Origin of the sequence: Streptomyces sp. NPDC058401 (assembly GCF_042722885.1) — a bacterium.
Lineage (GTDB): Bacteria > Actinomycetota > Actinomycetes > Streptomycetales > Streptomycetaceae > Streptomyces.
Genome location: NZ_JBHXKA010000016.1, coordinates 41319 through 54898 on the forward strand (window position 1 = coordinate 41319; position 13580 = coordinate 54898).

13 protein-coding genes are annotated in these 13580 nt (G+C 74.0%); 4 read left to right on the plus strand and 9 right to left on the minus strand.

From position 1 onward, the window contains the following. Positions 1 to 4 precede the first annotated feature (4 nt). The gene (locus ACFWNV_RS08685; protein WP_383942597.1) at positions 5 to 751 is read right to left on the minus strand and encodes a ZIP family metal transporter; all 747 of its coding nucleotides are present in this window, start codon (positions 749 to 751) and stop codon (positions 5 to 7) included. Here ACFWNV_RS08685 and ACFWNV_RS08690 point away from each other — a divergent pair, their 5' ends adjacent. The 3 genes from ACFWNV_RS08690 (at position 752) to ACFWNV_RS08700 (ending at position 3770) form a co-directional block, all read left to right on the plus strand. Further along, complete coding sequence (locus ACFWNV_RS08690; protein ID WP_383942600.1) at positions 752 to 961, plus strand: hypothetical protein; 210 nt, start codon at positions 752 to 754, stop codon at positions 959 to 961. After that, complete coding sequence (gene cobC / locus ACFWNV_RS08695) at positions 958 to 2382, plus strand: Rv2231c family pyridoxal phosphate-dependent protein CobC (RefSeq protein ID WP_383942602.1); 1425 nt, start codon at positions 958 to 960, stop codon at positions 2380 to 2382. The genes ACFWNV_RS08690 and cobC overlap by 4 nt, the downstream gene beginning before the upstream one ends. A 149-nt stretch (positions 2383 to 2531) precedes the next feature. Beyond that, positions 2532 to 3770: a CapA family protein gene (locus ACFWNV_RS08700; RefSeq protein ID WP_383942605.1), complete on the plus strand. Its 1239-nt coding sequence runs from the start codon at positions 2532 to 2534 to the stop codon at positions 3768 to 3770. A 53-nt stretch (positions 3771 to 3823) separates the two neighbouring features. Here the strand turns inward: ACFWNV_RS08700 and ACFWNV_RS08705 are convergent, their stop codons facing one another. Together ACFWNV_RS08705 and ACFWNV_RS08710 are read right to left on the minus strand one after the other, a co-directional pair. Further along, complete coding sequence (locus ACFWNV_RS08705; RefSeq protein WP_383942607.1) at positions 3824 to 4723, minus strand: SCO1860 family LAETG-anchored protein; 900 nt, start codon at positions 4721 to 4723, stop codon at positions 3824 to 3826. Between the two features lie 318 nt (positions 4724 to 5041). Beyond that, the gene (locus ACFWNV_RS08710; protein WP_383942610.1) at positions 5042 to 6169 is read right to left on the minus strand and encodes an amidohydrolase family protein; all 1128 of its coding nucleotides are present in this window, start codon (positions 6167 to 6169) and stop codon (positions 5042 to 5044) included. Positions 6170 to 6266: 97 nt separating this feature from the next. On the opposite strand from ACFWNV_RS08710, the gene ACFWNV_RS08715 reads away from it, so the two are divergent. Beyond that, entirely contained in the window at positions 6267 to 7355 is a 1089-nt protein-coding gene (locus ACFWNV_RS08715; protein ID WP_383942613.1) for a pyridoxal-phosphate-dependent aminotransferase family protein, read from the plus strand. 86 nt (positions 7356 to 7441) lie between these two features. Here ACFWNV_RS08715 and ACFWNV_RS08720 read toward each other — a convergent pair whose 3' ends face one another. The 6 genes from ACFWNV_RS08720 to ACFWNV_RS08745 form a co-directional block, all read right to left on the minus strand. Beyond that, complete coding sequence (locus tag ACFWNV_RS08720; RefSeq protein WP_383942615.1) at positions 7442 to 8500, minus strand: aminotransferase class V-fold PLP-dependent enzyme; 1059 nt, start codon at positions 8498 to 8500, stop codon at positions 7442 to 7444. 83 nt (positions 8501 to 8583) lie between these two features. Next, entirely contained in the window at positions 8584 to 9294 is a 711-nt protein-coding gene (locus ACFWNV_RS08725) for a DsbA family oxidoreductase (RefSeq protein ID WP_383942618.1), read from the minus strand. A gap of 58 nt (positions 9295 to 9352) precedes the next feature. Further along, positions 9353 to 9862, minus strand: coding sequence for a GNAT family N-acetyltransferase (locus tag ACFWNV_RS08730; RefSeq protein ID WP_383942620.1), 510 nt, complete (start codon positions 9860 to 9862; stop codon positions 9353 to 9355). A 44-nt stretch (positions 9863 to 9906) separates the two neighbouring features. Continuing rightward, positions 9907 to 11358, minus strand: coding sequence for a penicillin-binding transpeptidase domain-containing protein (locus tag ACFWNV_RS08735; RefSeq protein ID WP_383942623.1), 1452 nt, complete (start codon positions 11356 to 11358; stop codon positions 9907 to 9909). Positions 11359 to 11420: 62 nt separating this feature from the next. After that, entirely contained in the window at positions 11421 to 12074 is a 654-nt protein-coding gene (locus ACFWNV_RS08740; RefSeq protein WP_383942735.1) for a response regulator, read from the minus strand. A gap of 92 nt (positions 12075 to 12166) precedes the next feature. Then, positions 12167 to 13573, minus strand: a complete 1407-nt coding sequence (locus ACFWNV_RS08745) for a sensor histidine kinase (RefSeq protein WP_383942626.1) — start codon at positions 13571 to 13573, stop codon at positions 12167 to 12169. Positions 13574 to 13580: the final 7 nt, after the last annotated feature.

Consider the following 13580-nt stretch of genomic DNA (forward strand, 5'->3'; position numbering starts at 1 on the left):
CCGGTCACTCCGCCAGGCCCACGACCAGCCAGATCCCGGCGACCCCGCCGACGGTGCACATCAGGGTGGAGAGCGCGGGGTGCTTGTGGTGGGCCTCGGGCAGGATCTCGGCGGCGGCCAGGTACAGCAGGACGCCTCCGAAGAAACCGAGGTAGGCCCCGAGCGGTTCCTCCGGAAGGGTGAACAGCAGAGTGGACGCGGCCCCCACGACGGGGGCGGCCGCGTCCGCGAAGAGCATGAGCAGGGCCTTGCGGCGTGCGTTGCCGTACAGCCGGGTGAGCGTGTACGTGTTGAACCCGTCGGCGAAGTCATGGGTGATGACGGCCAGGGCCACGGCCACGCCCATCCCCCCGCCGACCTGGAACGCGGCGCCGAGGGCCACTCCGTCGGCGAGGCTGTGGCCGACCATGGCGGCGGCCGCCGTCAGGCCGACCTGGGGGACCCGCTGCCCGTCCCCCAGGTGCCCGTCGCCGTTCGTGCCCCCGTGGGAGGCCTGGCGGACGGCCAGGAGGCGTTCCACGCAGTGCGCGGCGAGGAACCCGCCGACGAAGAGCAGCAGGGCCAGCGGGACGCCGAAGAGTTCGTCGCCCGCGGCGTGCATGGCCTCCGGGAGCAGGTCGAGGCCCACGACGCCGAGCATCAGCCCGCCGGCCAGGCCCAGCACGAGGTGGCGGCGGTCGGTGACGCGCTGCGCCGTCCATCCGCCTGCCAGGGTCATCAGGAACGCACCCAACGCCACGATCACGGCCATGTGCCCCTGCATACCGACTCCGCGCCGCCCGCGCACTTCCGCGTCCGGGTGGCGGGCCACGGCGGGTTGACGGCCCGACGGTACGCGCGGCCCCCGCGCACGAGGCCGCAGACCACGAACACGACCATGGTCATGGCTGTGCCCATGAACACGACCATGACCACGAGCGGCACGACGAACGCCACGAACACGACGACGGAGAACGGGTGAACCTGTTGGGCGAGTACGCGACGCAACTGGTCGTCGGGGTCGGTGGCCGCGCGGGCGTGTCCGTGGCGGAGGTCTGCGCGCTGGTGGAGGAGACCCTGCGCGGCGCCGGACTGGCGTCGGACGCGGTGACGGCCCTGGCCACGGTGGAGGGAAAGGTCCTGGAACCGGGCATCGCGGGTGCGGCGGAACGTTTCGGCGTGCCCCTGCTCAGCTACCCCGCCGAGCGGCTGGCCGGGATCCCGGTCCCGCACCCCTCGGACGCCGCCCGCGAGGCCGCCGGCACCGCGTCGGTGGCGGAGGCCGCCGCGCTCGCCGGGGGCGGGGAACTCCTCGTACCCAAGCGGCGGTCGGTGGCGGCGACCTGCGCGGTGGCCACGGCCCACACGCACGATCTGCGCCACCACGGGGACGCGGAGGTCGCCGACGGGGGCGCCGAGCTGGTCGATCTCGCGGTGAACGTACGGTCCCACACGCCCCCGCAGTGGCTGAAGGACCGGATCGCGGCTTCGCTCGACGTCCTGGCCGCGTACCCCGACGGCCGCGCCGCCCGCGCGGCCGTGGCCCTGCGCCACGGGCTGCCGGTGGAGCGGGTCCTGCTGACCGCGGGGGCCGCGGAGGCGTTCGTACTGATCGCGCGGGCGCTGGGCGCCGTACGGCCCGTGGTGGTGCATCCGCAGTTCACCGAGCCGGAGGCGGCCCTGCGCGATGCGGGCCACCGGGTGGAGCGGGTGGTGCTGCGGGCCGCGGACGGCTTCCGGCTGGACCCGGCGGCGGTACCGGAGGAGGCCGACCTCGTGGTGGTCGGGAACCCGACCAACCCGACCTCGGTGCTGCACCCGGCGGCGACCCTGGCCGCGCTGGCCCGGCCCGGGCGGATCCTGGTGGTCGACGAGGCCTTCATGGACGCGGTCCCCGGCGAAGGCGAGGCGCTGGCCGGGCGGACGGACGTACCGGGCCTGGTGGTGCTGCGCAGCCTGACCAAGACCTGGGGCCTGGCCGGCCTGCGCATCGGCTACGTGCTGGCCGAGCCCGGGGTGATCGCGAAGCTGGCGGCGGCGCAGCCGCTGTGGCCGGTGTCCACGCCCGCGCTGGTGGCGGCCGAGGCGTGCATGTCCCCCGCGGCGCTGGCCGAGGCGGAGGCCGCGGCCCGGCAGATCGCGGTGGACCGGGAGCACCTCCTCGCGGGGCTCGCGGAGTTCGAGGAGATCTCGGTGGCGGGTACGGCGGCGGGGCCGTTCGTGCTGATCCGGGTCGAGGGCGCCGCGGAGATCCGCACCCGCCTGCGCGCCCTGGGCTTCGCCGTGCGCCGCGGCGACACCTTCCCGGGGCTGGACGGCTCCTGGCTCCGCCTGGCGGTCCGCGACCGCACGACGACGGGGCGCCTCCTCCAGGCCCTCGACCTGGCCCTCGCGGCGCGCTGACCACGCGCCAGGGGCACGTCGCCGAGGGGGGCCCGCACCGTGCGAGCATCACCTCATTGGCGCGTTTGCGCGGGTCGCGCGTGGCGGCGCCCGCACGGGTGCGCGACTATTTCCGCAGGTAGTGACCATGCGACACCGGGGGTACGGGGATGAAGTCAGTCGGCAGGATAGGTGCGGCCGTGGCCGGACTGGCCGTGGTGGGGGGCGCCGTCTACGGCGTGACGCAGCTGGCCGGTGAGGGCGGCGGGGCGGCGGCGAAGCAGCGGCTGGGGGCGGAGCCGGGGGCGGCGGCGAGTCCGGGCCGAGAGTCGGCGGCCGGGGCCAAGGCCTCGGCCCCGCCCGGCGCGAAGCCGTTCACGCTCGTCGGTACCGGTGACATCATCCCGTACCCGTCGATCATCCAGCGGGCCGCCGACGACTCCGCGGAGAAGGGCGGTCACGACTTCCGGAAGATACTCGCCGGGGTCAAGCCCCTCGTCTCCGCCGCCGACCTGGCGATATGCCACCACGAGATACCGTACGGCCGGCCCGGCGGCCCCTACACCGGATACCCCCTGTTCAAGGCACCGCACCAACTGGCCGACGCCCTCAAGGACACCGGCTACGACAGCTGCTCGACCGCCTCGAACCACACCCTGGACGACGGGTACGACGGCCTCGTCCGCGTCCTCGACAACCTCGACCGCGTCGGCATCCGCCACGTCGGGTCGGCCCGCAGCGCCGAGGAGGCCAAGGCCCCGGCCGTGCTGGAGGCCGGCGGGGCCAAGGTCGCGCAACTGGACTACACGTACGGGACGAACGGCGTCCCGCTCCCCGAGGGCAAGCCCTGGGCCGTGAACCTGATCGACCCGGCGCGGATCGTCGCCGACGCCCGCGCCGCGCGCGCGGCCGGCGCGCACGTCGTCGTCCTCAGCGTCCACTGGGGCTCCGAGTGGCAGACGGCCCCGGACAAGCAGCAGCTGGAGCTGGCCCGGACGCTGACCGCCTCGCGCGGGGCGGACGGCCTCCCCGACATCGACCTGATCCTCGGCACCCACAACCACGTGCCGCAGCCGTACGAGAAGGTCAACGGCACCTGGGTGGTCTACGGCATGGGCGACCAGGTGGCCAGCTTCTACGAGGCCGAGAAGGCCCGCGGCAACATGTCCTCGGTCCCCCGCTTCACCTTCGCCCCGGCGGCCGCCCACCCGGGCCGCTGGGAGGTGGTGAAGGCCGAGTACCTCACCCAGTTCTCCGACATGCGGCCGCCGTTCCGCGTCGTCTGCACCTCCTGCGAGGCCGCCACCTCCTCCGGCGACGGCACGTACACCGCCGCCGACCGCGAGGTGACGAAGGCCGTCATGTCACGCGGCGCCGGGGCGCAGGGGCTGACCCGCGCGACGAAGTAGGCCGGAGGCCCCCTCCCCTCCCTCCCCCACCCCGGCGCTACGAGACCCCTGCCCTACGAGGCCTTGCCGCGCCGGGTCACGACGAGCGCGGCGGCGCCGAAGCCGAGCAGGATCAGGGCGCCGCCCGTCACGTACGGGGTGAGCGAGCCGCCTCCGGTCTCGGCGAGCCCGGCCTGGGATCCGGAGCCGCCCGCGGTGGCCGTCTGGGGCTTGACGTCGGGCAGCTTGGAAGCCTCGGCGGTGGGGGCGGCCGGGGACTCGCAGCGGGCCTCGGCGAGCACGATCTCCCCCTCGACCTCGGCGACGTTCAGGTCGAGCGGGTTGACCGACACCTTGAGCCGCAGCGCGCTCGCGGCGGCCGTGGTGGAGGTGGTCTGCGTGCCGGAGAGCTCCAGGCTCACCAGGCCGACCTTGGGGACCTCCACCTTGGTGGGGCCGCCCGCCGAGAGGGTGACCTTCTTGCCCAGGACGGTCACGGTGCCCAGGACGTTGGCCGTGGCGACCGGCTTCTCGCCCGCCGCGCAGACGGCCTTGGAGCTGACCTTCTCCACCTCGATCAGGGACAGCAGGGGCAGCCCCGGCACGTGGATCCGGGCCTTGGCGAGGTTCGCCTCCGCCGCGGCGCGGCCGGCGTCGACGGTGGCCTTGGAGGTGGCGAGGTCGGCGCGCAGGACACTCACCGGCGCTCCGCCCTCGACCCCGTCGAGGGTGACGGTCAGTGCCGTCTTCGCGGCGTCCGCCGGGGCGCTGACCTCGTTGAGGGTCGCGTTCAGCGGGACGTGCACGGTCTTGTTGAGCAGGCCCACGTCCAGGGTGGTGCGCAGGACGACGGCACTGGCCTTGCCCGAGCCCGGGTGGGATCCGGTGGCGAAGGCGGGCGGTGCGGCGAGCAGGGCAACCGCTCCCGTGGCGACGAGCGCGGCCGCGGGCATGCGGAAGGTGTTGCTGTTCAAGGTGGTGGAACCCCCAGGGAGATGGGAGCCGTCGCGCCGCCAATGGGGGACATTGCGCGCGCCGACGGCCTCGACCCCGGAATCTTTACGCACTGAGAGTGAACGGGGGTGAACCCGACGTGAGTTCACCCCAAAGGGTGGTTTCCAGGCATAGGTTCGAATGCATACGCCTCATCCGGAACGGGAGTTCCCTCCCATCCCGGGAATCTCGGCCATCAGGACCCGCACCGGGCGTACACAACGACGGTGCGGCCACCGACGTCACGCCCCGTCAACTCCCGCACGGCTACCCGGCCAACAGCTGCGGGGCTGCGGACCTCAGGCCACCGCCCTCCCGTTCACCACCACCCGCAGCGGCGCCGCCAGCGCCCGTACGTCGGCCCGCGGATCGGTCCCGTAGACCACGAGGTCGGCCGGTGCGCCCTCGGTCAGGCCGGGCCTGCCGAGCCACTCGCGCGCGCCCCAGGCCGTCGCCGAGAGGGCTTGCAGCGACGGGATCCCGGCCTTGACGAGCTCGCCGACCTCGGCCGCGACCAGGCCGTGCGGGAGGGAACCCCCCGCGTCCGTGCCGACGTAGACCCCGATGCCCGCGTCGTAGGCGGCGCGGACGGTGTCGTAGCGGCGCTCGTGCAGCCGGCGCATGTGCGCCGACCAGCGCGGGAACTTGGCCTCGCCGCCCGCGGCCATCTTCGGGAAGGTCGCGATGTTCACGAGGGTCGGCACGATGGCCACCCCGTGCTCCGCGAACAGCGGGATGGTGTCCTCGGTGAGCCCCGTGGCGTGCTCGATGCAGTCGATGCCGGCCTCGACCAGGTCCCGCAGGGAGTCCTCGGCGAAGCAGTGCGCGGTGACGCGCGCCCCGAGGCGGTGCGCCTCGGCGATGGCCGCCTCGACCTCGGCGCGCGGCCAGCAGGCGGCCAGGTCCCCGGCCTCCCGGTCGATCCAGTCCCCGACCAGCTTGACCCAGCCGTCGCCGCGCTCCGCCTCGCGGCCCACGTACGCGACGAGGTCGGCGGGTTCGATCTCGTGGGCGAAGTTGCGGATGTAGCGGCGGGTGCGGGCGATGTGCCGGCCCGCCCGGATGATCTTCGGCAGGTCCTCGCGGGCGTCGATCCAGCGGGTGTCGGAGGGGGATCCGGCATCGCGGATGAGGAGGGTGCCGGCGTCCCTGTCGGTCAGGGCCTGCCGTTCGGCGGTGTCCGCGTCCACCGGGCCGTGGGCGTCGAGCCCCACGTGACAGTGCGCGTCGACCAGCCCGGGCAGCACCCACCCGGTGACCTCGGTGGCCTCCCCGGCGCCGCGCGGGCGCTCGTAGGAGATCCGGCCGCCGATCACCCAGAGCTCGTCGCGGACCTCCTCGGGCCCGACCAGCACCCGCCCCTTGACGTGCAGCAGACCCGGCTGTGCGCTGTCTCCGTTGACCTCGTCGTTGACCTCGTCGCTCATGGCGGCACTCTATGTGCGGGCTCGGTAGGCTCTCCAGGTCGGTCCGGACGTATCCGGACGAACGACCCCGATCCGAGCGAACGAAGAGAGCGGCGCCGTGAACCACCCCCTCCTGGACCTTCCGCCCCTGACCGCCGCGCGGTTCGCGTCGATCGAGCGGGGGGTCGCGGAGCTGCTCGGGACCCGGGCCGACGTGGTGATCACCCAGGGCGAGGCGCTGCTTCCGCTGGAGGGGTGCATCCGCTCGGGCGCACGGCCCGGTTCGACCGCACTGAACGTGGTGACCGGCCCCTACGGAACCACCTTCGGCAACTGGCTGCGCGACTGCGGGGCGCACGTCGTGGACCTGGAGGTCCCCTTCGACACCGCCGTGTCCGCCGCCCAGGTGGACCGGGCCCTGTCGGAGCACCCGGAGATCGACTTCGTCTCCCTGGTCCACGCGGAGGCGGCCACCGGGAACACCAACCCGGTGGCGGAGATCGGCGAGGCCGTACGGGCCCACGGGGCGCTGTTCATGCTGGACGCGGTGGCCTCGGTGGGCGCGGAGCCGCTGCTGCCGGACGCGTGGGGCGTGGACCTGTGCGTGATCGGCGCCCAGAAGGCGATGGGCGGTCCGGCGGGGGTCTCGGCGGTGTCGGTCTCGGACCGCGCGTGGGCCCGCTTCGCGGAGAACCCCTCGGCGCCGCGCCGCTCGTACCTCTCCCTGCTGGACTGGAAGGAACGCTGGATCGACGCGGGGCGCACGGCGCTGCCGCACGCGCCGGCGCAGCTGGAGATGCTGGCACTGAAGGCCTGCCTCGACCGCATCGCGGCCGAGGGCCTGCCGGCGGTGACGGCCCGGCACGCGGCCGCCGCGGCGGCGACCCGGGCGGGCGCGGTGGTGCTGGGCATCGCCCCGTACGTCGGCCTGGACGCGGCGGCGGCCCCGGTGGCCACCACCCTGCGGGTGCCGGACGCCTCCGTGGTGGTGGCGAAGGCCCTCGCGGCGGATCCGGCGGTCCCCCTCGCGGCGGGCGGCGGTGCGCTGGCCCGGGAGATGGTCCGGGTCAACCACTACGGCACGGCGGCCTCCCTGGACACCGTCACCTCCAGCCTGACGGCCCTGGCCGGGGCCCTGTCGGTGGACCCGGCCGGGGCCCTCGCGGCGGCGGGCTCGGCCTGGTCGGCGGCCCTGCCCTCCGCCTGAGCCGGCTGAGCCGGCGGGGCAGCGGGGCGGCCGGGCGGCCGGATCAGGAGCCCCGGCCCGGCCGTCCGGGATCAGCCGGGCCCGGGTCAGCCCTCCAGGAAGTTCAGCAGCCGGTCCACGTCCGCCTCGGTGGTGTAGAGGTGGAAGGAGGCCCGCAGGCTCCCCGCGCGGGCGGCCGTGGGGATGCCCGCGGCGAGCAGGGCACCCTGATGGTGGGCCAGGCCCGGCACCGAGACGATCGGGGATCCGCCCGCGACGGGCTCGTGGCCCAGGCGTGCGAGGCCGGCGCGGTAACGGGCGGCCAGGGCGGTGTCGTGGGCGTGGACGGCGTCGATGCCGACCCGCTCCAGCAGGGCCAGCGAGGGCTCGGCCGCGTGGTAGGCCAGGAAGGCCGGGGACTCGTCGAAGCGCCGCGCCCCGTGGGCCAGTTCCCGCAGCGGGCCGTAGATGGCGTCCCACATGTCGGCGAGCGCCACCCAGCCGGCGTGCAGCGGGGTCACAGAGTCCTGGGCCTCCTCCGAGACCGTGAGGTAGGAGACCCCGCGCGAGGCCAGCAGCCACTTGTACCCGGCGGTGACCGTGTAGTCGTAGGGGCTCGCGTCGAAGGGCAGCCAGCCCGCCGCCTGCGAGGCGTCGACCAGCATCCGCGCCCCGTGCGCGGTGGTGGCGGCGCGCACGGCCGCCAGGTCCGCCGCACGCCCGTCGGCGGACTGTACGGCGCTCAGCGCGACCAGTGCGGTGTCCGGGCCGACGGCCTCGGCGAGGGACTCCAGCGGGGCGAAGCGGACCTTGAGATCGTCGCGCACCACGAAGGGATTGATGTCGGAGGCGAACTCGCCCTCCGGGCAAAGGACTTCGGATCCGGCCGGGAGGGAGGCGGAGATCAGGCCGACATGGGTGGAGACGGCCGAGCCGACGGCCACCCGGTCCGCGGGGACTCCGACGAGGCGGGCGAAGGACTCCCGCACCCGTTCGACGCGGCCGAAGTCGCCGAAGCCTTCCGGGAGTCCGGCCCCGGCCGCCTCCGCGAGCCGCCGCACCTCGGCGACGGCGGCTCGCGGGAGGATCCCGCAGGTGGCGGTGTTGAGATAGGTGGTGGAGTGGGCGAACTCGCCGCGGACGGCCTCGGGCACAGATAGGTCCATGACCTTCACTCTGCGCCAGGACCATCCCAAAGTCCATTACCTGATTTCACGCACCACACCAAAGAATTACTTATGCGCGCGCCTTACGGCTGCGGCACCGCGCACGCTCCGTCGGGCTCGCACGCCTCGCCCTCGGGGGCGGCGGGCGCGAGGACCTCGCGGCCGGCCCAGGCCTGCTCCAGCGCCTGCGCGAACACCTCGGCGGGCTGCCCGCCGGAGATCCCGAAGCGGCGGTCGAGCACGAAGAACGGTACGGCGTTCGCGCCCAGTTCGGCCGCTTCGCGCTCGTCGGCCCGCACCGCGGAGGCGTACGCGGTCTCGTCGCGCAGCACCGACCGGGCCTCCCACTCGTCCAGTCCGGCCTCGACCGCGAGCGCGACCAGCACCTCGGGATCGAAGACGGAGCGCTCCTCGCCGAAGTTGGCGCGGTAGACGAGGTCGAGCAGCTCCTCCTGGCGGCCGCGGTCGGCGGCCATGTGCAGCAGGCGGTGGATGTCGAAGGTGTTGCCGTGGTCACGGCCCTCGGTGCGGTACGTCAGCCCCTCGGCGCGGGCGCTCTCGGCGACGTGCTCCTCCATGCCGCGGGCCTCTTCGAGAGTGCGGCCGTACTTCTTGGCCAGCATGTCCAGGACGGGCGCCACCTGGCCCTTGGGGCCGTTCGGGTCGAGCTCGAAGGAGCGGTGGACCACCTCGACCTCATCGCGGTGTGCGAAGCCGGCCAGCCCCTTGGCGAACCGGGCCTTGCCGATGTAGCACCACGGGCAGGCGATGTCGCTCCAGATCTCGACGCGCATGTTCCTTCTTCCCTCCACGGAATCAACTGTTCCGTGTTCAACCATCCGGCCCGGCATCTCATTCCCCGGACGGGCCGCTCCCGGACGGGTCCCCCACCGTGAGCCACAGGATGCGGTGGGAGCCCGCGAGCCGGGCTCCGGCGGGGTCCGGGAGCCAGCCGTGGGTGGCGTAGAAGGCCTGGGCGCGGAGGTTGTGCTCGTAGACCTCCAGGCGGACCCTGCGGACGCCCGCGCGGCGCCAGGCGTCGAGGCAGGCGGCGTGCAGGGCCGCCCCGGTGCCGCGGCGCCAGTGCACGGGGTCCACGTGCAGCTGGGTGAGGGTGGTCTCCCCGTCGGCGGTGCGGAAGGCCGCCACCCCGGTGAGCTCCCCGCCGCTCTCCGCGCAGAGCACCCCGCCGTCGGCCTCGGCCCGGGCCACCGCCCGGGACCAGCCCTCGCGGGTGCGCGCCAGTTCGGCGGCGCCGCCGTAGGCCTCCGCCGGTATCCGGCCCCGGTAGTAGGTGGCCCGGGCCCGGGTGTGGAGGGCTGCGATGGCGTCGAGGTCTTCGGGCTGCGCGGTCCGGATCATGGGAAGGAGAACGCGCCGGGAACCGTGTCGGTTCCCGGCGGTCACTACTTCAGCCAGGCCTGCATCATCTTCTGCGCCACCGGCGCGGCCAGCTTGCCGCCGGCGATCTCGGAGCGGTCGGTGTCCGACCCTACGATCACCACGGCGACGGCGATCTGCTTGCCACCGGCCTTGCCGTACGTGGTGTACCAGGCGAGCGGCGGGAGGCTGTTGTCCACGCCGCGCTGGGCGGTACCGGTCTTGGCGCCCGACTCCACGCCCGGGATCTGGACGTTCTTGCCGCCGCCCTCGGTGGCGACCGTCTTCATGACGTCCTGGAGCATCGAGGCGGTCTTCCCGCTCATCACCTGCGTGGACTTCGGGTCCTTGAAGCTCTGCAGCACGTTGCCGTTGGAGTCGGTGACCTCGGAGACCTCGTGCGGGGTGACGAGCTTGCCGCCGTTCTCGATCGCGGCACTCACCATCGCCATCTGGAGCGGCGTGGCCTGGACGTCGAACTGACCGATACCCGTCTGCGCGACCTGGTCGACCGACATCGTCTTCTTCGGGTACTTGCTCGCGGGGTCGGTGTAGACGGGGAGCTCGTACCTCACGTTGAAGCCGAGCTTCTCGGCCATCGCGCGCATCTTGTCCTGGCCCAGCTTGTGGGCGAACTCCGCGAAGACGTTGTTGCAGGACAGCTTCAGCGCGGTCCGGGGGGACACGTTGTTGCACATGGCGTCGGGAACCTCGCTGCGCAGCTTGGTCCGCGTACCGGGGATCGTGTAGTCGCCGGGGACCGAGGTGGGCGTGTCCACGTTCGTGACCAGGCCGTTCTCGATGGCCGCCGCGAGGGTGACCAGCTTGAAGGTGGAGCCGGGCGCCTGCGGCTTGCGCAGCGCCGTGTTCTCCATGGCCTTGCCGTTGTCGGCGTTGAGCTCGTTCCACGCCTTCTGGTCCGCTTCGCCCGCGCCCGCGATGGTGCCCGGGTCGTAGGACGGGTTGTTCACGACGGCCAGGATCTCGCCCGTCGCCGGGTCGAGGGCCACGGCCGAGCCCTGCTTGCCCTGGAGCGCGTCCCAGCCCGCCTTCTGGACGTCCTTGTCGATCGTGGTCAGGACGTTTCCGGGGGCTGCCCGCTTGTTGGTGAGCGTGTCCATGACGCTCTTGAGCCGGTTGTCGGTGCCGTTGAGGATGTCCTTGTAGACGCCCTCCAGCATGCTCCACCCGAAGGCCTGGGAGCTGTAGCCGGTGATCGGGGCGTACAGAGGTCCGTCGGTGTAGGTCCGCTTGTACCGGAAGTCCTTGCCTCCCGTGTCCGTGGAACCGGTGATCGCCTCCCCGCCCACGATGATGTTCCCCAGCGGGTTCTCGTACTTCCCGATGAGGTTGCGCCGGTTGTTCTTGTCGTCTGCGAGGGCCTGGCCTTGGTATGCCTGCACCCAGGTGACCCGCACCAAAAGGGCCAGCACCAGAAGCAGACAGAAGACCGACGCACGCCTGATCGTCTTGTTCATCCCCCAGAAGGACGCCCCAACCGCCCCGGGCGTTCCGCTCTGCCCCGATTGTGGCGGAGTTCTCAGCCTTTCTTCATGAGGAAGCCTCCCTCGTACGCCGCGATGACCGCCTGGGTCCGGTCCCGGGAGCCGGTCTTCGCCAGCACCGCGGCCACGTGCGTCTTGACCGTCTGCGGGCCGACTCCGAGCCGCTCGCTCACCTCGTGGTGGGAGAGCCCGGCGGCCATCAGCCGCAGGACGTCGGCCTCCCGGTCCGTGAGCCTGGCCACCCAGGGGGCGGCGGCCGGGCCGCCCCTGGACGGGATGTGGGCCGCGGCCAGGGAGCGGACGGCCGCCGGAAAGAGCAGCGAGTCCCCGCGGGCCACGAGCCGGACCGCGGCGGTCAGCTCGTCGGGGTCGGCCCGCTTGAGGAGGAACCCGGCGGCTCCCGCGCGCAGCGCGTCGTACACGTAGGCGTCGTTCTCGAAGGTGGTGACCACCACGATCCGGGGCGGCTCGGCCATGGTGGCGAGGATCCGCTCGGTGGCCCGGATGCCGTCGATCTCCGGCATCCGCACGTCCATCAGCACCACGTCCGGGGCCAGCGCCCGCACCACGGCCACGGCCTCGGCCCCGGTGGCCGCCTCCCCCACGACCTCCAGGTCGGGTTCGGCGTCGAGGATGACCCGCAGGGCGGTACGGACCAGCCGCTCGTCGTCGGCCACCACCAGCCGCAGCGGCGGCCGGCCCGGCCCTGCCGTCACCACGGGCGCGGGCGCGGGCAGAGCCGTATCCGGGTCCGCCGGGCCGGCCCGCTCCGCCGTCGGCCTCATCGGGAGCGCTCGCCGGATCGGGCGTCCCCGCCGAGCGGGAGGACGGCCCGCAGCCGCCACCGACCCTCGTGCGGCCCGGCCTCGACCTGCCCGCCCAGCAGCGCGGCCCGCTCGGCGGCGCCCTGCAGCCCCCGGCCCCCGGTGGTGCGGGCCCCCGCAACGGCCGGTGCCGGCGCCGGGCCCGGGCCCGCCGGATCGTTCGTCATGATGATCTCCAGTTCCTCATGCCCACGGGGCTCCTCATATCCACGGGGCTCCCCCGACCCGGCTGGCTCCCCCGACCCACCGGGCTTCCCCCACCCACCGGCATCCCCCCACCCCCCTCCGCCCACCCGTACGGAGATCCGCAGATCGACCGGCCCCGTCCCGTGCCGCAGGGCGTTGCTCAGCCCCTCCTGCACGATCCGGTACGCCTCGCGGGAGGCGATCTCCGGGAGCCGCCCCCAGTCGCCGGCCGGTCCCGGGTCCTGGCGGGCGGTGATCGGAGTCCCGGAGGCCCGGCTGCGGGCCAGCAGCCCGTCGAGGTCGGCGGCGAGCGTCGGAGCGGCGGGCAGTCCGCCGCCCCCGGCGCCCGCTCCGTCGCCCTCGCGCAGCAGGCCGAGGACGGCGTCCAGCTCCCCCACCGTGCGCCGGGTGGTGTCCTCGATCGCGGCCAGCGCCTCCCGGACGAAGCCGGGGTCGGTGTCGAGCACCCGCCGGGCGGCGCTCGCCTGGAGGGTGACCGCGCTCAGCGCGTGCCCGACGGCGTCGTGCAGCTCCCGCGCCAGCCGGTTGCGGACCGCCAGGTCGGCGGCGCGCTCCTCGGCGGCCGCCAGCCGGTCCGCCGCCGTCGGCCCGAGCAGCACGGGCGCCAGCCGGGCCAGCAGGGCCCCCGCCCCGGCGGCGAACAGGACGACCCCGGCCAGCACCGCGATCCCGGCCAGGGGGGCCACGTAGGGCTGGGCCCGGGAGTCGAACCAGCCGAGCGTGACGGGCACCTCCCGCAGCGCGCTCACGAACGGCAGGGCGATCAGCACCACCGCCATGGGCGGCAGGGCCAGGCTCACCCCGCTGACCAGGGCTCCGACCCCCAGGTGCAGGGTCCACCAGGCCGAGGCCCGTCCCCGGGCCGCCCAGCTCCGGGCGGGCCCCTCCGCGAACCGCTCCCCCGGCACCCCGCACAGGGCCCGCGCGGCGGCCACGGACATCGGCCGGACCAGTCCGGACAGCCCGGTCGCGGCGATGAGCGGCAGGGCGACGGCGTAGGCCGCGAGGCTGAGCGGCAGGGAGTTGAGCGCGTTGACCCCGCCCACGGCGCCACCGACCGCCACCTGCGTGAGCAGGAAGTACGGCATCAGCAGGGCCCCGCCGAGTATCTGGTGCACCCAGCGCAGCCGGGCCCGCGCCCCCAGCAGCCTCTCCACGCCGTCT